The organism is Clostridium tyrobutyricum (assembly GCF_019144085.1).
GTDB lineage: Bacteria > Bacillota > Clostridia > Clostridiales > Clostridiaceae > Clostridium_B > Clostridium_B tyrobutyricum_A.
The window spans coordinates 58,041-80,214 of the sequence record NZ_JAHHUY010000001.1 but is presented as its reverse complement, the minus strand read 5'-3'; the positions used below and the strand labels follow the sequence as shown (position 1 = coordinate 80,214).

General features: G+C 32.0%; 24 protein-coding genes and 1 riboswitch. Of the genes, 16 read left to right on the top strand and 8 right to left on the bottom strand.

Annotated elements, in window-relative coordinates; all coding sequences use genetic code 11:
- Positions 1-29: 29 nt before the first annotated feature.
- The 3 genes from KM800_RS00395 to KM800_RS00385 form a co-directional block, all read right to left on the bottom strand.
- Positions 30-260: a DUF1292 domain-containing protein gene (locus tag KM800_RS00395; RefSeq protein ID WP_217811306.1), complete on the bottom strand. Its 231-nt coding sequence runs from the start codon at positions 258-260 to the stop codon at positions 30-32.
- Between the two features lie 194 nt (positions 261-454).
- Complete coding sequence (locus KM800_RS00390; protein WP_217811305.1) at positions 455-610, bottom strand: hypothetical protein; 156 nt, start codon at positions 608-610, stop codon at positions 455-457.
- A 304-nt stretch (positions 611-914) separates the two neighbouring features.
- Positions 915-2,138 carry an EAL and HDOD domain-containing protein gene (locus tag KM800_RS00385; RefSeq protein WP_217811304.1) on the bottom strand — a complete coding sequence of 408 codons (1,224 nt, stop codon included), beginning with the start codon at positions 2,136-2,138 and terminating at the stop codon, positions 915-917.
- Between the two features lie 302 nt (positions 2,139-2,440).
- Here KM800_RS00385 and KM800_RS00380 point away from each other — a divergent pair, with 302 nt between their 5' ends.
- The 10 genes from KM800_RS00380 to asrC all read left to right on the top strand — a co-directional run bounded on the left by KM800_RS00380 (position 2,441) and on the right by asrC (position 13,686).
- Positions 2,441-4,156 carry a methyl-accepting chemotaxis protein gene (locus KM800_RS00380; protein WP_217811303.1) on the top strand — a complete coding sequence of 572 codons (1,716 nt, stop codon included), beginning with the start codon at positions 2,441-2,443 and terminating at the stop codon, positions 4,154-4,156.
- Positions 4,157-4,439: 283 nt separating this feature from the next.
- Positions 4,440-5,744 (top strand): MFS transporter, encoded by a 1,305-nt coding sequence (locus tag KM800_RS00375; RefSeq protein WP_217811302.1) that lies wholly within the window; start codon positions 4,440-4,442, stop codon positions 5,742-5,744.
- A gap of 5 nt (positions 5,745-5,749) precedes the next feature.
- On the top strand, positions 5,750-7,822 hold the full coding sequence (locus KM800_RS00370) for a molybdopterin oxidoreductase family protein (RefSeq protein ID WP_217811301.1): 2,073 nt from the start codon (positions 5,750-5,752) through the stop codon (positions 7,820-7,822).
- Positions 7,823-7,844: 22 nt separating this feature from the next.
- Positions 7,845-9,038: a gephyrin-like molybdotransferase Glp gene (gene glp / locus KM800_RS00365; protein ID WP_217811300.1), complete on the top strand. Its 1,194-nt coding sequence runs from the start codon at positions 7,845-7,847 to the stop codon at positions 9,036-9,038.
- Positions 9,016-9,558: a molybdopterin-guanine dinucleotide biosynthesis protein B gene (gene mobB / locus KM800_RS00360; protein WP_217811299.1), complete on the top strand. Its 543-nt coding sequence runs from the start codon at positions 9,016-9,018 to the stop codon at positions 9,556-9,558. The genes glp and mobB overlap by 23 nt, the downstream gene beginning before the upstream one ends.
- Positions 9,545-10,144: a molybdenum cofactor guanylyltransferase gene (locus tag KM800_RS00355; protein ID WP_017752895.1), complete on the top strand. Its 600-nt coding sequence runs from the start codon at positions 9,545-9,547 to the stop codon at positions 10,142-10,144. Before mobB ends, KM800_RS00355 begins: the two co-directional genes overlap by 14 nt.
- Positions 10,145-10,156: 12 nt before the next feature.
- A complete protein-coding gene (locus tag KM800_RS00350) occupies positions 10,157-10,837 on the top strand; it encodes a Crp/Fnr family transcriptional regulator (RefSeq protein ID WP_217811298.1) in 681 nt (226 codons plus the stop codon).
- Between the two features lie 86 nt (positions 10,838-10,923).
- Positions 10,924-11,907 carry an anaerobic sulfite reductase subunit AsrA gene (gene asrA, locus KM800_RS00345; RefSeq protein ID WP_039652959.1) on the top strand — a complete coding sequence of 328 codons (984 nt, stop codon included), beginning with the start codon at positions 10,924-10,926 and terminating at the stop codon, positions 11,905-11,907.
- Between the two features lie 23 nt (positions 11,908-11,930).
- On the top strand, positions 11,931-12,722 hold the full coding sequence (asrB, locus tag KM800_RS00340; RefSeq protein WP_217811297.1) for an anaerobic sulfite reductase subunit AsrB: 792 nt from the start codon (positions 11,931-11,933) through the stop codon (positions 12,720-12,722).
- Positions 12,723-12,738: 16 nt separating this feature from the next.
- Complete coding sequence (gene asrC, locus KM800_RS00335; RefSeq protein WP_217811296.1) at positions 12,739-13,686, top strand: sulfite reductase subunit C; 948 nt, start codon at positions 12,739-12,741, stop codon at positions 13,684-13,686.
- Positions 13,687-13,722: 36 nt separating this feature from the next.
- Here asrC and KM800_RS00330 read toward each other — a convergent pair whose 3' ends face one another.
- From KM800_RS00330 to ablB, 3 genes are all read right to left on the bottom strand, one after another.
- Positions 13,723-13,911, bottom strand: coding sequence for a DNA/RNA helicase domain-containing protein (locus KM800_RS00330; RefSeq protein ID WP_278246131.1), 189 nt, complete (start codon positions 13,909-13,911; stop codon positions 13,723-13,725).
- Between the two features lie 290 nt (positions 13,912-14,201).
- Positions 14,202-14,468: a TIGR04076 family protein gene (locus KM800_RS00325; protein WP_017752888.1), complete on the bottom strand. Its 267-nt coding sequence runs from the start codon at positions 14,466-14,468 to the stop codon at positions 14,202-14,204.
- A 147-nt stretch (positions 14,469-14,615) separates the two neighbouring features.
- Positions 14,616-15,467, bottom strand: a complete 852-nt coding sequence (gene ablB / locus KM800_RS00320; RefSeq protein WP_217811295.1) for a putative beta-lysine N-acetyltransferase — start codon at positions 15,465-15,467, stop codon at positions 14,616-14,618.
- 118 nt (positions 15,468-15,585) lie between these two features.
- Positions 15,586-15,716: riboswitch (cyclic di-AMP (ydaO/yuaA leader) on the bottom strand.
- A 129-nt stretch (positions 15,717-15,845) separates the two neighbouring features.
- On the opposite strand from ablB, the gene KM800_RS00315 reads away from it, so the two are divergent.
- The 6 genes from KM800_RS00315 to KM800_RS00290 all read left to right on the top strand — a co-directional run bounded on the left by KM800_RS00315 (position 15,846) and on the right by KM800_RS00290 (position 20,726).
- The gene (locus KM800_RS00315; RefSeq protein WP_017752886.1) at positions 15,846-16,139 is read left to right on the top strand and encodes a DUF202 domain-containing protein; all 294 of its coding nucleotides are present in this window, start codon (positions 15,846-15,848) and stop codon (positions 16,137-16,139) included.
- Between the two features lie 230 nt (positions 16,140-16,369).
- Positions 16,370-17,569, top strand: a complete 1,200-nt coding sequence (locus KM800_RS00310) for a S8 family serine peptidase (RefSeq protein WP_136710668.1) — start codon at positions 16,370-16,372, stop codon at positions 17,567-17,569.
- A gap of 179 nt (positions 17,570-17,748) precedes the next feature.
- Positions 17,749-17,937: a hypothetical protein gene (locus KM800_RS00305; protein ID WP_017752884.1), complete on the top strand. Its 189-nt coding sequence runs from the start codon at positions 17,749-17,751 to the stop codon at positions 17,935-17,937.
- A gap of 33 nt (positions 17,938-17,970) precedes the next feature.
- Positions 17,971-18,366, top strand: coding sequence for a hypothetical protein (locus KM800_RS00300; protein ID WP_017895146.1), 396 nt, complete (start codon positions 17,971-17,973; stop codon positions 18,364-18,366).
- Between the two features lie 249 nt (positions 18,367-18,615).
- Positions 18,616-20,358, top strand: a complete 1,743-nt coding sequence (locus KM800_RS00295; protein ID WP_017895147.1) for an ABC transporter ATP-binding protein — start codon at positions 18,616-18,618, stop codon at positions 20,356-20,358.
- A gap of 152 nt (positions 20,359-20,510) precedes the next feature.
- Positions 20,511-20,726, top strand: coding sequence for a hypothetical protein (locus KM800_RS00290; protein WP_217811294.1), 216 nt, complete (start codon positions 20,511-20,513; stop codon positions 20,724-20,726).
- Positions 20,727-20,880: 154 nt separating this feature from the next.
- Here the strand turns inward: KM800_RS00290 and KM800_RS00285 are convergent, their stop codons facing one another.
- Positions 20,881-21,531 (bottom strand): EAL and HDOD domain-containing protein, encoded by a 651-nt coding sequence (locus KM800_RS00285; RefSeq protein WP_217811293.1) that lies wholly within the window; start codon positions 21,529-21,531, stop codon positions 20,881-20,883.
- 123 nt (positions 21,532-21,654) lie between these two features.
- Positions 21,655-22,104: an Lrp/AsnC family transcriptional regulator gene (locus KM800_RS00280; RefSeq protein ID WP_017895148.1), complete on the bottom strand. Its 450-nt coding sequence runs from the start codon at positions 22,102-22,104 to the stop codon at positions 21,655-21,657.
- Positions 22,105-22,174: the final 70 nt, after the last annotated feature.

Sequence of the window (22,174 nt, the reverse complement as noted above, 5' to 3'; positions counted from 1 at the left end):
GTCCCTTGTTGAAAAAATATGTCAACTTCTTAATTCTGATTATACTTTTCAAGTACTTTCTGGAATTCCTCTCCTGTACCTATGGCAAAGTATTGTGTTTCACCGTTTTTTGTAAATGACTTGTATGCATAAGCCTCATTTGAGCCTTTTGGCCCAAGTATTACATATTCCTGCCCATCTACTTTTATAGTGTCTATAAACTCCAACTCCACCTTTTCACCATCTTCATTTTCCACAGTTATCAACTTGCTTGTTTCCATATATACACCACCTCTCATAATTATTATATTTCCTCTAGGGGAGATATTTTATACAAATTTCCATATACTATTTACATTATATGGAACAAAAAAATAAGCAGCCGAATTGGCTGCTATAAATTTATATCTATTAGGAGGTTTTTCATTTTGAATTACCAGTTGTAATTGCTGCCATCTCAAATGAGTATGGCGCATTAATTATCAGATAGACCTTTGCTATATGAAAAGTTGCAAGGTTCATCATCATAGTTCAAAGCTACGTCGTCTCCCTCAGCTGCAAATATAACTTTTTCATTTATAACATCTTCATATACTTTTTCTTCCGGTTTTACATTTCTTTCATCTTTCATAATTAACCCCTCCATTTATTAAATTCACTAATTAATAATTGCTATTGATTAATTATTATTATATGATATAAATGAAAATAATTAATACCTTTTTGGTGTAAATTAAAAATTATTTTTAAATCTGTTTTAGAGAGGGTAGGCGATTATATATTAATTGTTCAATAGACCAATATAATAAATTTAAAGTATGTCACATATATGTGTCCGTCTATTAGGCGGACATTTTTAAAATTTGTTTTTATAATAGACGGACACACAAACGCATATACCTTTATACTTTGTCGAAAAATTCAATATAAAGGATTTATAAAGTGACTTCATCCACCCATTGGATAGATTCCATATAACAGTTTTGTAGATCCCTACAATTGAGATTAAAATAAGAAGATGCCATAAGCATACTTTTATCCCAATTGCCAGTTCTAAAAGAGATTACTATGTCAAGCATTTTACTGTAATAATTTGATTCTCTACCTGTCAATGCATATTTGATATCCTTGGAAATCATAAGTTCATCCAATACTTTGATCAATGGCATTTGGAGGATTACGTCCATAAGAGACATGATACCCATTAGGTAGAAATTAGAGAAATTTTTACTTAATGCAGTTTTTTTAGCCAGCTTCTCCAGAAATTCAGCTCTTAGCAGGGATTCCAGCATAACTATTTGCGGCCTGTTGCTGCATATGGGTTTCATACATATAAAGTACAACCATTTTTTTATCTCATTTTCTCCTAACAAGGACACGGCATGGTTGATTGATTTAATCTTATTTTTAAAATAATATTTTGCTGAATTTATCAATTTTAATATTTCATATGACATTGATACATCCTTTTTTATCAGGTTCTGAATATTTTCCAAAGAAAATTTTTTGGAACTAAGTTCCTTTATAAGCTTTAGATAAATCAGTTTATTACCTTCTATTTTTTTCCCCTTAACTATTTGTGGCTTGCTAAAATAATATCCTTGAAAATAGGAATATCCCAGGGATAAGGCCTCATTAAACTCATCTAAGGTTTCAACTTTTTCAGCTAAAAATTTTAAATCGGGATTTATATTTCTCGCTGTATCCAACACTCCCTTTCTTTCCTGTCCTTTAGTTAAAAGAAAATCCACTTTTATAATATCAGCAAGTTTAACAAGTTCTGTATATGAGTCATTAAATACGAAATCATCCAACGCAATTGTAAATCCACTTTTCTTTAAAATTCTGCATGAATTAACAACATTCTCACTTGGAACAATATCTTCTAAAAGTTCTATTACAACATTTTCAGATGGAATTAGAGAGTATAAATCTGACTTTAGAATATTTTCAGTAAAATTTATAAAAGCCTTTTTATGCCCAACGATTTTCTCCATGCCAATATTGATTAAAATATTTTGCATGACCTTGATAGTGGCTTCATCACCATCATTGAATTTATATGTATTACCTGTGCCGCTATTTCTAAATAAGATTTCATAGCTTATTATTTTGCCGTACTTATCAAGAATTGGCTGACGTGCTAAAAAAATATCCATAATACCATTCTTCCTTTTAATAAATAATGTTTCATAATAAATATTATTATATAATATATTGTATTTTTCAAGCGCTTAAGATATAATAACATTATACACTTTTTAAACGAATAATATTGATTACTAACATTGTCGATGTTATAATTTATCTGTTAATAACTTAACAAGTTTTATGTGCTCTCCTGACGAGGTTAGATTTACCGCGATTGGGAGACTATTTTAAAGTAATTAAATTTTTTAAGTAAAGGTGCATTTATTAATTCTGTTTATAAAACTTAAACATGTATTAGGGAGGTTATATTGTGAAGTCCATCAGTAATATGAAAGTAAAAAAATTGTTAGTGTTAAGTTTTTGTGTAGTAGCTGCATTTATTGTAATAGTAGGTGCAATAGGTATTATAGATATTGGGAGAGTAAATTCATCTTCCCAAAAACTATATAATGAAAATTTGCTTGATATTAGAAATCTTAATAAATTAGATAGCAATACTTTAAATGCCAGATTGGATATAATAAATTTGGTGGAAAGCCATAATAAAAATGGGACTCAAAAGACAATACAGCAGTTGGATTCATATATGAAGCAAAATAACAACATATTGGATTCATACAGAAAAACCAATTCAGATTCTGATCAGAAGGATATGATTTCACAACTTGAGAATAATTTAGCTGCATACAGAAATAGTATCAATGATATTTTTGATGCAATGTCTGCAGGAAAGTATGACGATGCCATGAATTTAAATAGAAAGTCAGCAAGTTATAGAGAAAAGGTGACATCTACGATAGAAGACCTGGTTAAGGTGGAATCACAAAAGTCCATGGACAGAAATAATAATAGCAATTCCATATTTAAATCAGCTTTTTTTACTATAATGATACTCACCATAATTGGATTTGCTATTGCAATACTATTGGGCAATTTCCTTTCTCGTATTACAGGTAAAGTACTTGATGAAATTTTAGCATTTACAAATTCTATGAGTGATGGGGATTTGACCAAATCCTTGAATATTTCAAGCACAAATGAGTTTGGTATAATAGCCAATGGATTAAACAATGCAAATAAAAGTATAAATAATCTTATTAGTGAAGTAACGAAAACCATAAAAGATATAAATGATTCCAGTCAGGATTTATCTGCTACAACTCAGGAAATATCATCAATGATGTCCTCCGTAAATGAGTCGACAGGGCAAATAGCTGATGGATCACAAAATTTAAGCAGTATTACAGAAGAAATAAGTGCATCATCAGAGGAAATGGAATCAAATACAAGTGAACTTTCAGGAAAAGCTGATGAGGCTGCAAAATCATCTGTTGAAATAAAAAACCGTGCTGTAAAAATAAAGCAGAAAGCTTCCAAAAGCATAGAAGAGAGTACATCTGTATATGAAGAAAAGAACAATAGAATTTTAAAGGCTATTGAAGCTGGAAAGGTAGTCTCAGAAGTAAAGACAATGGCAGCTTCCATTGGAAATATAGCCGAGCAGACTAATCTTCTTGCATTAAATGCAGCTATTGAAGCAGCAAGAGCTGGTGAGCAGGGAAAAGGATTTTCCGTAGTTGCAGATGAAGTTAGAAAACTTGCGGAAGAATCATCAAATGCCGTTGAAAATATAAACAAAATGGTACTGGCTGTAGAAGCAGCTTTTAAGAATTTATCCGACAGCAGCAAAGAAGTGCTTGAATACATAGCAAATAGTGTCAAACCGGATTATCAGTTCCTTATGGATACGGGAATTCAGTATGAGAAGGATTCTGAATTTATAAATAATATATCCAATCAAATAGACATCTCTTCAAAACAGATGCACGAAGCTGTATCCCAGGTAAGTACTGCCATACAGAATGCAGCATCTACAGCAGGGGAATCCGCTGCAGGTTCTGAAGAGATACTTGGAAGTGTAGGCGAAGTTACAAAAGCTGTTGAAGGAATTTCAGAGTCTTCTCAAAGACAGGCTGAAATGGCAGAAAAACTTTCTGATTTGATAAGTAAATTCAAAATAAATTAAACTTGGTGTAAAGTGCAATATATTATAGATATAGGGATGGCTCAAATATTATTTTGGGTCATCCTTTTTTTATTCAACTGTTATTTATTATTTCAAAATCTTTTTATGATACATAAAATATTGAAAAATATACACATAAATAATTTAAAGATTATCATTATAACACGGTAAAATATAAAATATTGATAATATTTTAAATAAATCGTGATATATATCACAGTTAAAAGCAGCCAACTATGATATTATTGTAACAATAAATTTTATAGATGGAGGTTTTGGCATTATGAATGATTTGTATTTAAAAGGAAATTCAAAGCAAGGGCTTACAGGAGCTACTTTAGGATTCTTTATAGGTTTTGCAGCAGTAGCACTTTATGGCTCCACTGCGGCACTTTTTAAAAATAGTTTTTCAGGAGTCAGCCCTATTCTGCTTGCACTTCTTGTAGCAGCACCGTCTTTATCAGGTTCTCTCCTTAGAATACCATTTGCTGCCTGGGTGGATACCACAGGTGGAAGGAAACCATTTATCGTACTATTGGTGCTTTCTATAATTGGAATGTTTGGGTTATACGTTGTCATGGCATTTTTTAGGCAGAATCTAAGTGAATATTACTGGGTTCTCTTTATTCTTGCACTCCTGTCAGGCTGTGGCATAGCTACATTTTCTGTAGGTGTAAGCCAGGCATCTTACTGGTTTCCACAGGACAAGCAGGGATCTGCACTTGGAATCTATGCAGGTGTAGGAAATATAGCACCTGGAATATTCATGATTATAGTTCCCAATATAGCAATTCCACTTTGGGGATTATCAGGCTCATATCTTGCATGGCTTATTTTTCTAGTTATAGGAACTATAATTTATATATTTATAGGTCAGAATGCATGGTATTTTCAGCTTATGGATAAAGGCATTAAGAAAGATGAAGCAAGAAAAATAGCAAATGAAAAATATGGACAGGAACTCTTTCCCAATGATAAGGCGAGTGAAAGCCTGGTTTTGTCAGCTGGAATGTGGAAAACATGGGCACTTGTAATTATATATTTTACTACCTTTGGAGGGTTCATGGCACTTACAAGTTGGCTTCCTACTTATTGGACAGGATTTTTTAAATTGAGCATAAAATATGCAGGACTTCTTACTGCACTTTATTCAATAGTAACTTCCATAACAAGAGCATGTACAGGTAAAATAGCAGACTCATATGGAGGAGAAAGAACAGCTGCCATTGCTCTATTTATATCAATATTAGGTACATTATGCATGGTGTTCAGTTCATCAATTCCTTTATCTGTTGTAGGAATATTGCTTCTGGCTGTAGGCATGGGAGCTGTAAATGCTGCAGTATTCAAGATAGTACCAAGAGCTATACCTAAGGCAATTGGAGGAGCATCTGGATGGATAGGCGGAATAGGTGCATTTGGAGGATTTTTAATACCGCCTTTAATGGCATCTTTTATAGATAAATCAAATAAAAGCCTTATAGGTTATTCAAGAGGATTTATAATTTTTATAATATTGATAATAATTTCCTCTATAATACTTGGTTTGATTTCAAAAGATAGAAAGTGTGAAGAGGCAGTGAGGTGAGATAAATGGAGATAAAACAGTCCACTTGTAATTATTGTTCTCTAGCCTGTAATCTGGAATTTTATGTAGAAGATAATATGATTAAAAAAATATTGCCTAAAAAAGATTACCCTGTGAATGGAAAATTCACCTGTTTAAAAGGTATAAATCTTGATAAACAGTGCAGTAGATATGGAAAAGATAAACTACCTGTGCTGAAAGATAAATATGGAAATAAAAGGACTATTTCATGGAATGAGGCCTTTGAATTATTTGCAGATAAAATGCAGTACATACAAAATAAATACGGAGTTGAAAGTGCTGCATATATAAGCACAGGCCAGATAACTACAGAAGAACTTGCACTTTTGGGACTTGTAGGCAGAATACACATGGGCATAAATGGAGATGGCAATACAAGGCTTTGCATGGCTTCTACAGTTATGGCGTATAAACAGAGTTTTGGATTTGACGCTCCTCCCTATACATTAAAGGATCTTGAAATTTCAGATACACTTGTATTTATAGGAGCAAACCCCGCTATCGCCCATCCTGTAGCCTGGTCCAGAGTCAAAAAAAATAAATCTGCCAGTATAGTGGTCATAGATCCAAGAGAATCAGAGACAGCACAAAATGCGGATATTTGGCTGGATATAATTCCAAAGTCAGATATTTATCTTTTGTATACACTTGCCAATGCGCTTATAGAAAACAACTGGATTGACAGAGAATATATAGATAATTATACTATGGATTTTGATGGATTTAGAGACCATGTAAAAAAGTATAATATTGCAAGTGTGGAGAAAAACACCGGTATATCGAGTGAAAGAGTGCTTGAACTTGCGCAGTTGATTCACAATGGAAAGAGAGTGTCATTTTGGTGGACCATGGGTGTAAACCAGGGGTATCAGGCTGTAAGAACTGCACAGGCAATTATAAACATTGCAGTTATGACTGGGAATATTGGAAGAGAGGGAACAGGACCAAATTCATTAACTGGACAGTGCAATGCAATGGGATCTAGAATGTTCAGCAATACCACGGCCCTTTATGGAGGAAGGAACTTTGACAATCCTAAACACCGAAGGGATACAGCTGAAATTCTTGGAGTGGATGAAGAAAAGATTCCTAAAAAGCCTACTATACCCTACAGTGAAATAATAAACAGGATAGATAGGGGTGAGATAAAATCACTTTGGGTTATTGCCACCAATCCCAGGCATTCATGGGCCAACAACAAGGAATTTGAAAATGCAGTAAAAAAACTGGACTTTTTTGTAGTACAGGATCTCTATGGAGATACAGACAGTTCAAAAATATGTGACCTGTTTCTTCCTTCCGTTCCACTTACAAAAAAGCAAGGATCCATTATAAATACTGAGAGAAGATTGTCGGCAGTAGTACCTGTAATTGATATGGGAAAAGATGAGATGAGTGACTATGATATATTCCTGGGAATAGGGAGAGCTCTTGGAATGAAACAAGAACTTGAAAAGTGGAAAACCCCACTTGACGCATTTAATACCATAAAAGAACTCAGCAGTGGAATGCCCTGTGATATAACAGGCATAGATTATGAAATGCTTGTAAACTCCAAAGGGATACAATGGCCTTTTAAAAGTGGGGACAAATTACTTCAAGATGAAAGAAGACTTTTTGAGGACAATATATACCTTACCCAAAACGGAAAGATGAAGTTCATATATGAGAATGTAATGGAAAATCCGTGTCCAGTCGATTCAAAATTTCCATATATATTGAATACGGGCAGAATATCCGTAGGCCAGTGGCATACTCAGAGCAGAACAAGAGAAATAAATTCAGGAAATTCTTCAATTGTTAAAGCAGCATATGTAATACTCAATGTGAAATTGGCTAAAACACTTGGCATAGAAGAAGGTGACAATGTAATAATTTCATCTATAAATGGAAACAACAGTAAATTCAAGGCGAGATTAAGTAGTATGATTAAAGAAAACCAACTGTATGCGCCTCTGCACTATATAGAGACAAATGTACTTTCTGTTTCAGTATTTGATACCTATTCAAAAGAACCTTCTTATAAATATATACCTGTAAATTTAGAGAAAATCTAAATAAAGGGAAAGGAGTATATATATGATTGACAAACAGGATGCAGTTAGGATTATTGTTCAGGAAACCAATCAGATGAAAATTGAAAATAGAGATATAGTTTCCTGTTTGGGCAAAGTACTGGCAGAAGATATATATTCAAGAGATAATTTGCCCAATTTCGACAAGTCCGCTATGGATGGATATGCAATTCGAAGCAGTGATAGTGAAAGAAAGTTATTTAAAATAAAAGGTATAATCAGGGCAGGAGATACCAATAAGTATGAACTGAAAAGTGGAGAAACATACAAGATTATGACAGGAGCGGCTTTGCCATTTGGAGCAGATGCAGTTATCGAGAGAGAAAAAGTCCATGTGGAAAATGGATGCATTTTTATAGAAAACAATGTTAAAAAGTACAATAATACAATCAAATGTGGAGAAGAAATTAGAAAAGGTGATCTGGCACTTGAAAGAGGTACAGCTATAAGACCAGCAGAAATAGGATTCATGGCATCACTTGGATACAGTTCTGTCAATATATATGGAAGTCCAAAGATTGCAATATTGCTTACCGGGGATGAACTTGTTGATATAGAGTCAAGTCTTACTCATGGAAAAATAAGAAATTCTAACGGATATTCTTTAAAAGCCATGATAGATAATGTATCGGCAGTTGCAATATCCTATGGTATTATACCAGACGATAAAAAAATAATAAAGTTTAAAATTGAAGATGCACTAAAGAGGGCAGATATAGTAATAATATCTGGAGGAGCTTCTGCAGGTGACTATGATTTTGTAGAAGATGTGCTTGAGGAAATAGGAGCTCATGTTAAATTTTCGGAGGTGGCGGTAAAGCCTGGAAAGCCAGTTACATTTGCCGAATATCATAATAAACTTATATTTTCACTTCCTGGCAATCCACTGTCACTTATAAACAGTTTTGAAGAATTTGTAAAACCAGCAATATATAAAATGATGGGAAGAGGTTCCCAGAATTACAGTGAATTTCCTGTAATTTTAAGAGATGATTTTCATGGAAAAATCGGGAGGGAAAAAAATATATACGTCAAAATAGTAAAGCATGGTGAAAAATATTATGCATTTCAGACAGGTTCTCAATGTTCAAATACGCTTTATACTTTAACTAGGTCAAATGGTGTTGTAATAGTACCAAAAGATTATGAAAGTGTAAAGGCAGGGAGTGTTTTAAATGGAAAATTCATATTTAGGTAATCTTAATACCAAGAGAAAACCTGCAGTAATTTCCATAATTGCTGCAGGTTCCAACTCCGGTAAGACCACACTTATTGAAAAACTTGTGAAAATTTTAAAAGATAGAAATTATAGAGTTGGAGTTTTGAAACATGGAACTCATGAATTTGAGATAGATAAAGAGGGTAAAGACACTTATAGATTTACCAGAGCAGGTGCAGACAACGTAATAATATCAAATTTCAGTAAAATGGCGATAATGAAGGCTTTACCTCAAGAACTGGATATTGAGGAAGTCTTGAGATTATTCAATGATATTGATATTGTATTTATAGAAGGTTTCAGGGAAAATAAATACCCTAAAATAGAAGTACACAGAAGTAAAATAAATGATGAATTGCTCTACCAAAATTCAAAAAGAGTTGACCCTGAAAAATATATTGGAATAGCAAGTGATGAACCTTTAGATATGCCTATTTCGGTTTTTAATTTGAATGATGCTTGCTCCATAGCAGATTTTATTGAAAATGGATACATTTAAAACAGCAGTAATTCTGGCGGGCGGCATGAGTTCCAGGATGGGATTTGACAAACAGCTTCTAAAGATAGGCGGAAGATATGTAATGGATATGTTGATATCCAATCTTAAAATGGAATTTGAAGAAATAATAATATCCGCCAATAAATTTTATGGAGAATACAGCGGATGTAAATTGGCTTTTGATAAGCTCAGAACAGGTGGACCCCTTGCAGGTATTCATTCAGCACTCTATGAAAGTTCAAGTAGATACGTGTATTTTATTTCATGTGATATGCCTAATATAAATTTGGATTATATAAGATTTATGAAAAATTGTATAAAGGACATTAATGTAGATGCATGTGTTACTAAAGGATTTGAAGGCAGGGAATACATTGAACCATTTAATGGGTTTTATTCAAAAAATCTAGTGGGATATATAGAGAAAATGTTAAAACAGGATAAAAGGTCTGTGAAGGAACTTATAAAAACTGTAAATACATTTTATATAAAAAAGGATATTATAGCAAGGTATGATCCAGGGATGGATATGTTTTTCAATATCAATACAAAAGAGGATATGTACAGATTATTATGTTTACGTTAGAGAGATGAGGAAATGATTAAAGTTACTTATGATGATTTAAAAATATTTGAGGACATGGATGAATCTACATTGAATATTCTTCAACAAAAATGCTTTAAAAGAAAATTGAAAAAAGGTGATGCACTGTTTTATGAAAAAGACAGGATAGATGAAATATATATAGTGATATATGGAAAGGTAACTGTATACAGGATATCTGAAAATGGACAGAAAAGAATTATCTATATTCTTGACAATGGAAATTTGATAAATGAGGACATATTTGGGAATGCATCCGTATCTGTAAGCTGTGAAGCATTTGAAGACAGTTGGGTACTGTGTATCTCAAAACAGGATATTGTCGAGATTATGGCTAAAGATTGCAGATTTTCAAGTCTAGTATTAACCTCAATGTCCAAAAAGATAAGAAGACTCTACAGGCAGTTGAAAAATGCAGTTCCAATACGAATGGACAAAAAACTGGCTGCCAAGCTATGGAAATTGTCGAGGGATTATGGTGTAGAAGTTGAAGGTGGAGTTTTAATAGATCTGGATATAAGCATAACCTATCTGGCAGATATGCTTGGAAGTACAAGAGAAACTATATCAAGATGTATAAGTGACTTCAAGAAGAAAAATATGGTTGAATTTCACGATAAGAAGATAATAATTCCAGATGTTCACATACTGTCTTCCTATTTTAGAGGAATTTAAAAGATAATTACAGAGTGTGATTTGTGTCATATCCATATTTTCGAGTTTGTAGTATATTTAATATAATTTTAAATAGGAGGTGTGGTATGGGGTATAGTACAACTACTGAAAAGTTTGATGAATTTTTAAATAGTATAGGTGGAGAATATAATATTTATGCTCCAGTAGATATGGAAGGTATGGGAAGATTTTCTGATACTGATTCAGTTAGATATGAAAAGATAAAATCCATTGCAGACATAGAGTTTGTCAGAAAATCTGACTTTTCGCCAAAGGAAGTACTTCTTCCAATTACTCAGACACTTTTTTATTTTACTGAAGATAGTGTAAAGGAACCTAAAATCAGTGACAAAAAGATACTTTTATTTTTGAGAAGCTGTGATATTCATGCAATTAAAAGATTGGATCAAATCTATTTGAAAAGTGGTTTTGAAGATATATATTATAAAGAACTAAGGCAAAAAGTCAAACTTGTCCTTATGGAATGCGAGCATAGTTTTGAAAACTGTTTTTGTACAAGTATGAACAGTAATAAAACTGATGAATACAATATGTTTGTAAGGTACAGAGATGGAAAAGTATTCGTAGAGTGCAGGGATGAATGTTTTGGTAAATATTTTGAGAATACTGAAACATGTGACCTGAAACCTGAATTTGTTGAGGAAAATGATATAAATGTAAATGTTCCTGAAAATGTGGATGAGAGTATAATAAAAAGTCCGGTATGGAAGGAATATTCATCAAGGTGTATAGCCTGTGGACGATGCAATGTAGTATGTGGAACCTGTACATGCTTCTCAATGCAGGATATTTTCTACAGTGAAAATAAAAATGCAGGAGAAAGAAGAAGAGTATGGAGCTCATGTGAAGTGGATGGATATACGGACATAGCAGGTGGGCACAGTTTCAGGCAGGACAAGGGTGATAGAATGAGATTTAAAGTACTGCATAAAATTTCTGATTTCAAGAAAAGATTTGGATATAATATGTGTGTTGGATGCGGAAGATGTGATGATTCCTGCCCGGAGTATATATCCTTCTCTAAGTGCATAAATAAATTGTCAAAGTAATTCAGTTTGTGGAGGTGAGACAAGTGGAAAATGTATATTTGCCGGAAGTGAGCAAAATAATTGATATTAAAAAACATACGGATATTGATTATACTTTCAGAATGGAGTTCAAAGGTGAAGTAAAGCCTGGACAGTTTTTTGAAGTATCAATTCCAAAATACGGTGAAGCCCCTATATCTGTATGTGGAATAGAAAATGGATATGTGGATTTGACAATAAGGCGTGTTGGAGTAGTTACGGATATTATTCATACATTTTCAACAGGACAGAAACTTTTCATGAGAGGTCCTTATGGAAATGGATTTGATGTTGATATATACAAAAAAAGGGAGCTTGTTATAGCTGCAGGAGGAACTGGAGTTGCACCTGTAAAGGCCATTATAGATCATTTTTCTGATAATAGAGGGGAAATTAAAAATCTCAATGTTCTAATGGGATTTAAATCACTGGAAGATGTGTTATTTAAAGATGATATAGAAAGATGGAAAAAGAATTTGAACGTGACTCTAACTGTAGACAAGGCCGGTGAAAACTATAATGGCAATACTGGATTGATTACAAATTATATTGCGGATATTAAAATTGAAAATGTGGAAAGAGCTCAGGCTATTGTGGTAGGCCCTCCTATAATGATGAAATTTACCATTCAGGAACTTTTGAAAAAAGGAATCAGAGAAGAAAACCTTTGGGTTTCCTATGAGAGAAAGATGTGCTGTGGTATAGGAAAGTGCGGACACTGTAGAATGAATGATACTTATATATGTTTGGATGGACCTGTGTTTAATTATACAAAAGCCAAACATCTTGTAGATTAGAGTAGGGGGTGAAAATATGGATATCAATACAAAACAGCTTAAGAAAAATGCTTTTAGGATAACCAAGGAAAGAGGAAATACGGCTATAAGAATAAGAGTACCGGGAGGATATCTTAAGGCAAAATATTTTACTGTACTTCAGAAGGTGGCGGAGCAGTATGGCAATGGTACAGTTCATATGACAACAAGGCAGGGATTTGAAATACCAGGCATTGATATGAAAGACATTCCTGTAATAAACAAGATAATACAGCCTGTTATCGAAGGACTTGAAATAAATCAGAAAAGTCCTGGCAATGGATATCCAGCTTCAGGTACTAGAAATGTATGCGCCTGTATAGGAAACAGGGTTTGTACTTTTGCAAATTATGATACTACTGTGTTTGCAAAAAAAATAGAGAAGGCAATATTTCCAAATGACAGGCATGTAAAAATAGCACTGACAGGCTGTCCCAATGACTGCATAAAGTCAAGAATGCATGATTTTGGAATTATGGGAATGACGGAGCCACAGTATGACAGCTATAGATGTATAGGCTGCAGGGCCTGTGTGAACAATTGCAGGAAGAGATCTGCAGATGCACTGACATTCAAGGATTTCAAGGTTATAAGAGATCCTGAAAAATGTATAGGTTGTGGTGAATGTATAGGAAAATGTCCAACAGGTGCATGGACAAGAAGCAGTGAAAAATATTACAATCTTTTTATAATGGGAAGAACGGGAAAGAAAAATCCAAGACTTTCCCAAAATTTCATAAAGTGGATAGATGAAGAGAGTATTATAAAAATAATATTGAATACCTATGACTATATAGAAGATTATATAGATGAAAATGCTCCAGGTGGAAAAGAGCATATAGGTTATATTGTAGATAGGACCGGGTATCAAAGGTTCAAAGAATATGCACTAAAAGATGTAAAGCTGGGACCAAAAGCTCAAGTAAAACAGAATATAAACTGGTAGTATGGACAAGTATGGGGTCAGGTCCCCAATACTTATTTATCTAAGGGACAGTAATTTTTCCCTTAGCTTTTTATCTGCTGCGTAAATGTACATGCCTTTTCTTCCACGTGTCATAAGTACATTTATGGAGTTTAATATGATTCTGGACTTGGCTTCATCTGGAGAGTCTATATTGGGACTCCCCATATATGCGGCCCTATCTTCATATCTGTCTGAAAAAACAATTATTTCATCTCTTTATTGAGCTTAAAAGGAGTCTCTTCCCAGTTCCTGAGTTCCCCTTAATTAAAAATATAGCATGTTCATCATTTTGGTGGCTATAGCAGAATCTGAATATGGATTCTTTTAGTTTTCCTGTTCTTCTGTTAATTTTTTATATGGATCTAATTTGTATATTGAATTATTTGAGCCAATTGAGTCGTACCTCTTTTCCAATTTCAAGCCATTATAGTAAAACTATCATAACATATAAAGGCAGGATGCTGGTAACATCCTGCAGATACAATCCAATTAGGCTAGTCTTCCTTTTTTATCTCAAAGACAACTGGTTCACAGTAGTCGGGACATTGAACTATAAATTTATCTCCAAATCCAACCTGTTGGGGAGTTACGCCCTTCCTGGCAGCAAATACAAATGGAAAAAATGACTGAAGTGCCATAACACAAACTTTTTTTGTTTTCTCCATGTCTATAAGTGCGTCTTTTATATATATTTTATCTCCAGGTTTGTAATGATCACATTTGGATTCTAAAACCTCTATTACAACATTTTCACTTTTCATAATTACACATCCTCTTTTCAAATTTTCATTTATGAGGCAAATTATAAATTAAATTTTTATTATAGTCAATACAATTTGATTCATATTTAGATATATTGGCTATTTTTTTACTAATTTGTTAAAATGATATTGAGGACATTTGTAAAATTAATTGTTAAAATCCTTGACCCATATATTCATATCTTCAAATTCTCCATATATATTGCAATTGTTTATCAATCTTCCCCTGAATTTATAGTTGTTTTTACTTAAGGCAAAATTAATGCTCGTACATGCAGCACGTGATAAACTGTATACGCCCATGTATCCCATAGATATCAAGTCTGATTCAAAAGAGGATATAATATTAGATACTACTCCTTTATTTCTATAGTTTGGATGGGTTGCACAGTTTATTAATTCGGCATTTAAATCTTCTTTATTTAAATATGCTGAAGCTGCACTTATAATTTTCCCATTGTATACAGCTGCCTTATACAATATCCTTTTATTCATGTTATCTTTTAAGTATTTCTCGTCAAACAGTGGAGATGGGCATTTGAAAAATACTTTTGAGAAAAGTTCCGACATCTGTTTTGCATCACGTTTTTCCGCATATCTTATATTATATTTTAAAGTAGTATCAGGTACAAAAGTGATTTCTGCATTTAAACTCTGTCTTAAAATTAAATTTTCCATTGAATGCTTGTTATATAGTTTTCTCTTTTTGCTAATAAAATAAGACATACAAAATGCACTTTCACCTTTGAAATAACTGTCTATTTTACCCTCCAGTTTAAATCCTGCTTTAATGAAATTCTTAAATGATGCGGCATCACAATTACAAATAATTTTGCCTAAATGCTGCCTTGAAGCAAAGTGTACCAATCTTTTTATATTTTGAACTGATATATTATGAAAGTCAACTATTTTTGCAAGGCTGTTTACGTAATCTACGTATATTTTTGATTGATTTATTCTAGCATAATAATTATCTGATTTATAATTAGTTAGTATCATTACACTGTTCCCCCTTGCGTGTAATTTATTAATTCCCAAAAATAATAAGCTGCAGAGAGAAGTCTCTGCAGCTTAATTTTAGGTATATTAAAAATAAAATTCATAATTTACATACCAAAAAACTTCTCTTCAACGCTTACGAGATTAGCTGACGGATTCGGATCGAAGAAATTAACCCTACTTGTTTTAATACAAGATTCACCCCAAAAGTGGTTCTCCCGTTCATAATTGATTAAGCGCTTTCAATATTTATTTTTACGGTTTAATACTTGTACATAAACATTATCACGTTAATATATGCATGTCAATTAATTATATAAAAATTTATTGGAAAAATCAATAATATTATGATATAAAGAATTTATGGAGTTGATGTATATGAGTAATTTTTTAAATAGGGATAAAAGGGTCTATAAATTCAATAAAGATGAAATGATATTGAGAGATTTTCTTGCAGTGGACAGAACTCTCCTTGCTAATGAAAGAACCCTACTGGCATATATAAGAACAGGGGTGAGTTTAATTGCTGTAGCAATTACTCTTATAAAATTGTTTGATACAACTTTTACATACGTGGTTGGAATAATTTTTGCAGTTTTAGGTATAAGTGGTATGGTATTTGGTGTATATAGATACAAAAATATAAATGACAAGATGAAAAATATAGTTTAATAAATGTAGTAATATATTTTATGTTGAGATAAACACATGCCAAATTAAAGTATATTTCACATAATTCTCACATAATTTTAAGTGAATTTTAAGGAATGATTTATAAAATCTAAATATATGTAATATTTTATAGGAGAAGGTGATATATATGAGTATCGTAAATTAAAATCAATTATATTATAAAAAATAATACAAATTTAATTTTTTATGATGGGATAGTGATTGATATTATGAAAAAGAAAATACTTTCTCTGTTGGCAGGTATTTTTATAATACTTGGACTTTTTCAAAATGTTAGTGCAAGCACTTATAAAGATCAACTGAAAATGAATACTTCAAGATACATAGTTACAGTATCTTCAAAACAGGATATTAGCAAGATAAAGTCCAGTATTCCTAAGGCTGAGGTAAAGGATCTATCTAATGGACAAGCAGTTGTGTACTCTGAGGATATCTCTAAAAATACACTGAAAAAAGATTTGTCTAAAGTCAAGAATATAAGGAGCATAAGAAATCCAGTCAAAATGAAAATTGATGGATACTCAAGAAAAATGAATGTTAATTCTGCAAGAAGTCTAGAGTGGGATATTCCAGATGTAATGGCAGATAGTGCATGGTCAAATATAAGCCAGAAAAAAACTGTAAAAATAGCTGTAGTTGATACAGGTGTAGATTATAATAATTCACTATTAAAAGGGAAAATTGATGTCTCAGATGGTTATAATTTTATTTCCAATAATTCAAATGCAATGGATGATAGTGGACATGGAACAGGGGTAACTGGGATTATAGCTACAAATTCAAATGTAAAGAGTAAGGATCTTATTGGGGTAACTGGAAATTTAAATGTTGAAATTATTCCTGTGAAAGTACTGGATAGTTCCGGAACAGGTGATTCCGATATAATTGCAGAAGGTATACAATATGCAGCAGACAAGGGTGCAGATATAATAAACCTTAGTTTTGGAGGAAAAGGATCGGCACCTGAGATAGATTCAGCAATACAATATGCAAAATCCAAGGGATCCTTTGTTGTAGCAGCAGCAGGAAATGACAATGCAGATGTAAAAGACTATTCACCTGCATCTAATTCCAATGTATTTACTGTATCGGCTTTAAATATGCGAAATTCAAAATCATATTATTCGAACTACGGTTACAATGTGCAGGGAGCAGCACCAGGGGACAATATTTTAAGTGTGGAACTCAATAATCAATATTATTTTATGACGGGAACGTCAATGGCATCACCTATAGTATCTTCAGTTGCGGCTATGGTAAAAGCTGCAAATCCGAATTTGAATTCAACCCAGATAGCACAAATACTTGATGAATCAACAGATAAAATTGGTACCCAACATCGAAACATATATTATGGATATGGAAAGATAAATGCAGTAAAGGCTGTAAAACAGGCTGTTGCCAAATAGAATCCAGTCAGGGCAAAAGGGTTTGCCCTGACTTTTATATACTTGTTTTAATGTTGATATAGTATAAATATCAATAATGTTTTATAACATCAAGCCATAAGTACATAAATTAAATAAATATGATATAATTTTATACAAGTAATGGATATAAATAGTGGAAAATTACAGGAGATGAAAGTATGAAGAGCTCAAAAAAGTGGAAGTTATTGATGGTATCAAGTGTTTGTTTTATAGTTGCAGGCATAATTGGAATAAGCACTAAAAATTATATGGGAATTCTGCTTATATGTTTGGGAATATTTTATATTTGGTTAAGTAGGACTATGTATAAAAATCATGCCTTGAATAAAAGTGAAAAAAACGTATAATCATGGAAAATATATTGGATTGGAGAATATGTTTTGGGGTTATTTATAAAAGAAAAAGATATAGAAGAACATTTGAAGGATAAAGAGTATGATTATGAAAAAGGATGTTCAGTTTTGGCTGATGGGATTACTATAGGATTGCCCGTACCTGCCAATGCCATTTTAAACTTCAGTGATTCTGGAATTTTGGTTATGGGAGTTGACGGTTCAAGAGTAAAATTTGAAGGATTAGACGTCTTTTTTAATAATAAAAATATTAAATTCATTGGATTTAGAAAAAAATTTATGAGTTACAGGCTTCAAATAGAAACGGATATGACAATTGAGGGTTTTGAAAATGTTGATCTGGAATTTAATATAAAAAAAAGGATTGCAGATTGTACATGGCATTCTGCAAATCTTCGTAATGTAATGGCTAAGTATAGCTAATGAGATAAATTTGGTACATTCATAACATTGTAAATAAAGTTATAAAATAAGACTGTTGGAGGATATCCCGCAGTCTTTGCAATCAGACAATTTCTTTAAGTAATTTTGAAAAATAAGAGGCATGGTTTTTTTCTTCTATCATCTTCCATAAGTAGTGCAATAGCTTTACACACTATATCCAGCGTGTTATAATGGTCAGTAAAACTTTTTACAGTAAAAATCAATATAGAAAGGATGATAATAAACTTTATGAGTATATTAAAAAAGTTTATACAGTACTACAGACCTTATAAATTCCTTTTTTATATGGATCTGTTCTGTGCTTTAATTGTGTCTTTGGTTGATCTGTCGTTTCCCCTTATTTTGACTTATCTTTCAAGGACTGTATTTACAATGGACAAACATATTATACTTCATTTGATACCTTACATAGGAATAATACTGATTGCCATATATGCAGTTAAATATTTTTGTCAGTATTTTATTGCTTCCTGGGGGCATATTATGGGGGCTAGAATGGAAAACAACATGAGAAAGGATTTATTTTACCATCTTCAAAAGATGCCTTTTTCCTATTATGATGAAAAGAACACGGGACAGATGATGTCAATACTTGTATCAGATCTGTTTGACATATCGGAGCTCGCACATCATGGACCGGAAAATGTATTTATTTCAGGAGTCAAGATAATAGGTTCATTTATAATATTAACATTTATTAATCCTAAGATGACCATTATACTTTTGGCAGTAACAGTAATTATGGTTATTTTTTCAGTTTATCAAAATAATAGGATGCAGAAAGTATTTATGGATAATAGGCAAAAAATGGGAAATATAAATGCTTCTGTTCAGGACAGCCTTTTGGGAATAAGGATTGTAAAATCATTTGCCAATGAGCGTATTGAAAGGGAAAAGTTTGATAAAAATAATAATGCATACCGTATTTCAAGAGAGCATAGTTACAAGATAATGGGAAGATTTATAGCTGGAAATGCTTTCTTTGAAGGACTTTTATATGTAGTAATACTAGTCACTGGTGCATTTTTTATATCAAAAGGAACTTTGAGAATATCAGACCTTGCAATTTATGCCCTCTACATCAATATATTCATAAATCCTATAGACATACTCATAAATTTTGCAGAACAATTCCAGAAGGGATTTGCAGGATTTAAAAGATTTATAAAGATTGTTGATACTGAACCCAATATAGTTGATAAAAAGGATGCTGTAACTCTTAAAAATGTAAAGGGAAATATAGAATATAAAAATGTTTATTTCAGTTATAATGACCAAAAACAGATACTTGATAATGTGAATTTGAAAATAGATGCTGGTAAAAAAGTAGCATTTGTAGGTCCGTCAGGAGGAGGAAAGACAACTATTTGTTCACTTCTTCCTAGATTTTATGATGTTTCATCTGGATCTGTAATGATAGATGGAATAGATGTAAGGGATATTGCTCTTGAATCACTTAGAAATTCCATTGGAATAGTTCAACAGGATGTATATTTGTTTTCTGGAACTTTAAGGGACAATATAAAGTATGGAAAACCGGAAGCATCTGAAGAAGATGTAATAATAGCAGCCAAGGAAGCCAATATACACGATTATATAATGAGCCTTGATAATGGATATGATACCTATGTTGGAGAAAGAGGAGTCAAGCTTTCTGGTGGGCAGAAACAGAGGATTTCAATTGCAAGGGTATTTCTAGAAAATCCCCCAATTCTCATATTGGATGAGGCAACTTCAGCACTGGATAATGAAAGTGAAAGCTTTATACAGAAATCTCTTGAAAAGCTTGCAAAAAATAGGACAACTATTATAATTGCCCACAGACTCAGTACTATAAGAAATGCAGATGAAATAATAGTTATTGATGATGAAGGAATCAAAGAGAGGGGAAACCATGAAGAACTCCTTGAAAAAGGAGGAACTTATTCCTACTACTATAATATGCAGTTTGAAGGGCTTGATATAAAGTAACATAGTCAGGGGCGGTCTCTATGAAAAATTTTACCATAGAGACCGTTTTTTATTATATTTTATATTCTCAAAAATTTGAACTGTGATATAATATTCACAGATTATATGTTTTATTAAGTTGTAATATAAAATACAAAGGAGAACTTTGAAAAATGCTGAATTTTTTCCATCTTCATATAAGTACAAATCCAATACATATAGTAATTGGTATAATAGTACTGGCAATTGTTTTAAAATTGCTTGGCAAGATATTTAAAGTCATACTTATGGTAGGAATTATAGCTTTTGTATTGTACAAGTTAAATGAACTGCCAATTGTACATAATGTGCTTAATAATATAGCTAGAATGCTAAATATTCATTTTTAGTTAATTTTGAAGTGTAAAAATCATAATTTTTATATTTATTTAAATAAAAAAGATCTACTGAATTGTGAAATTTTAATTTGGGATAATAGATTTTAATACAATAATTTAAGGTAGCAGGTTGGAATGTTTTTAGAACAGAACCCATGCTTTGTTTCTATACAAAATTATATTCTTTTTCCTTAAATAGAACAGATGCCTTTTCATCTTTTTTACCTGTTACTATTTGTGGCTTACTAAAGAAATATCCTTGAAAGTATGAATATCCAAGAGATAAAGCTTCTTTAAAGTCCTTTGGTGTCTCGATTTTTTCTGCAAGAAATTTAATATTTCCGTTTATAGAATGAATTTTTTTCATAACATTTTTTCTTTCCATATTTTTTGTCATAAAAAAGTCTATTTTTATTATGTCTACAAGTTTGATTAAATTCACGTACTTGATATTGAATACAAAATCATCCAGTGCAAGTACAAATCCATTTTCTTTTAATGATTTACATGAGTCTATAATCTTGTCTGTAGGTTCAATATTTTCCAAAATTTCTATTATAATATTTTCAGGAGAAATAAAAGAACATATATTGGATTTCAATATATTGCCGGTAAAATTTACAAGAGCTTTTTTAGTTCCAACAAGTTTGTTCATGCCTATATTTACAATACTGTTTTGAAGTAGTTCAAGAGTAGCCCTGTCTCCATCTGTAACAGTATATTTATTTTGTTCATAATTATCTCTAAATAATAGTTCATACCCTACTATGTTGCTGAACCTGTCAACAATAGCCTGTTTAGCTACATATACATTCATGTTCAAACTCCTTTTAAATTATAATAACCTTGCTTATATCATTTGCATAATTTATTATTTTATACATAAAATTGCAATAAAAAATTTTAAAAGGAAGTTTTTAAATAAAAAATAGTATATTTGCTATTTGATGTTTGTGTTTTTTGGAATAACGTGACGATAGGATACAGGAGATTTAAGTACTACAGATGTATTTATATCACCATAAGGAAGTAGTCTGTCTATTAACAAACTCATATCATCCATGTTGTTTACAGCAGCTTTAATAAAATAATTTATGGGTCCGGTTACTCTATGACACTCTAAAATGTCACCATCCTTTTTTACCATTTGTTCAAATGTTTTAGGTGATACTTTTAAAGAACTCAACTGTACAAACAGTATGATATTTTTACCAATATTCTTTAAGGATATTCTTGCAGTAAACTCTTCAATTATATTCTTCTCTTGAAGCCGTAAAATTCTCTCAGTAATACTTGGCCTGCTGAGGGAAAGCTCTTTTGACAGTGTACTTATAGTCATGCGTGAATTTTTCTGTAAAAGTTCAATTAGTTTAATATCCAGGTTATCCATATAAGCTCCTTGCAAAATAAATATATTTTAAGCAATACTTATTCAAAATATAAATATATTTAAGATAATT

Bases quoted from the DNA above. Each gene is read 5' to 3' on its own strand.
- mobB (WP_217811299.1), top strand. From the start codon at position 9,016: ATGGAAAATTCATATTTAGGTAATCTTAATACCAAGAGAAAACCTGCA.
- KM800_RS00375 (WP_217811302.1), top strand. From the start codon at position 4,440: ATGAATGATTTGTATTTAAAAGGAAATTCAAAGCAAGGGCTTACAGGA.
- KM800_RS00390 (WP_217811305.1), bottom strand. From the start codon at position 610: ATGAAAGATGAAAGAAATGTAAAACCGGAAGAAAAAGTATATGAAGAT.
- KM800_RS00355 (WP_017752895.1), top strand. From the start codon at position 9,545: ATGGATACATTTAAAACAGCAGTAATTCTGGCGGGCGGCATGAGTTCC.
- KM800_RS00325 (WP_017752888.1), bottom strand. From the start codon at position 14,468: ATGAAAAGTGAAAATGTTGTAATAGAGGTTTTAGAATCCAAATGTGAT.
- KM800_RS00395 (WP_217811306.1), bottom strand. From the start codon at position 260: ATGGAAACAAGCAAGTTGATAACTGTGGAAAATGAAGATGGTGAAAAG.
- KM800_RS00290 (WP_217811294.1), top strand. From the start codon at position 20,511: ATGCTGAATTTTTTCCATCTTCATATAAGTACAAATCCAATACATATA.
- KM800_RS00295 (WP_017895147.1), top strand. From the start codon at position 18,616: ATGAGTATATTAAAAAAGTTTATACAGTACTACAGACCTTATAAATTC.
- KM800_RS00310 (WP_136710668.1), top strand. From the start codon at position 16,370: ATGAAAAAGAAAATACTTTCTCTGTTGGCAGGTATTTTTATAATACTT.
- KM800_RS00350 (WP_217811298.1), top strand. From the start codon at position 10,157: ATGATTAAAGTTACTTATGATGATTTAAAAATATTTGAGGACATGGAT.
- KM800_RS00280 (WP_017895148.1), bottom strand. From the start codon at position 22,104: ATGGATAACCTGGATATTAAACTAATTGAACTTTTACAGAAAAATTCA.
- KM800_RS00370 (WP_217811301.1), top strand. From the start codon at position 5,750: ATGGAGATAAAACAGTCCACTTGTAATTATTGTTCTCTAGCCTGTAAT.
- ablB (WP_217811295.1), bottom strand. From the start codon at position 15,467: ATGATACTAACTAATTATAAATCAGATAATTATTATGCTAGAATAAAT.
- KM800_RS00385 (WP_217811304.1), bottom strand. From the start codon at position 2,138: ATGGATATTTTTTTAGCACGTCAGCCAATTCTTGATAAGTACGGCAAA.
- KM800_RS00315 (WP_017752886.1), top strand. From the start codon at position 15,846: ATGAGTAATTTTTTAAATAGGGATAAAAGGGTCTATAAATTCAATAAA.
- glp (WP_217811300.1), top strand. From the start codon at position 7,845: ATGATTGACAAACAGGATGCAGTTAGGATTATTGTTCAGGAAACCAAT.
- KM800_RS00285 (WP_217811293.1), bottom strand. From the start codon at position 21,531: ATGAATGTATATGTAGCTAAACAGGCTATTGTTGACAGGTTCAGCAAC.
- KM800_RS00305 (WP_017752884.1), top strand. From the start codon at position 17,749: ATGAAGAGCTCAAAAAAGTGGAAGTTATTGATGGTATCAAGTGTTTGT.
- asrA (WP_039652959.1), top strand. From the start codon at position 10,924: ATGGGGTATAGTACAACTACTGAAAAGTTTGATGAATTTTTAAATAGT.
- asrC (WP_217811296.1), top strand. From the start codon at position 12,739: ATGGATATCAATACAAAACAGCTTAAGAAAAATGCTTTTAGGATAACC.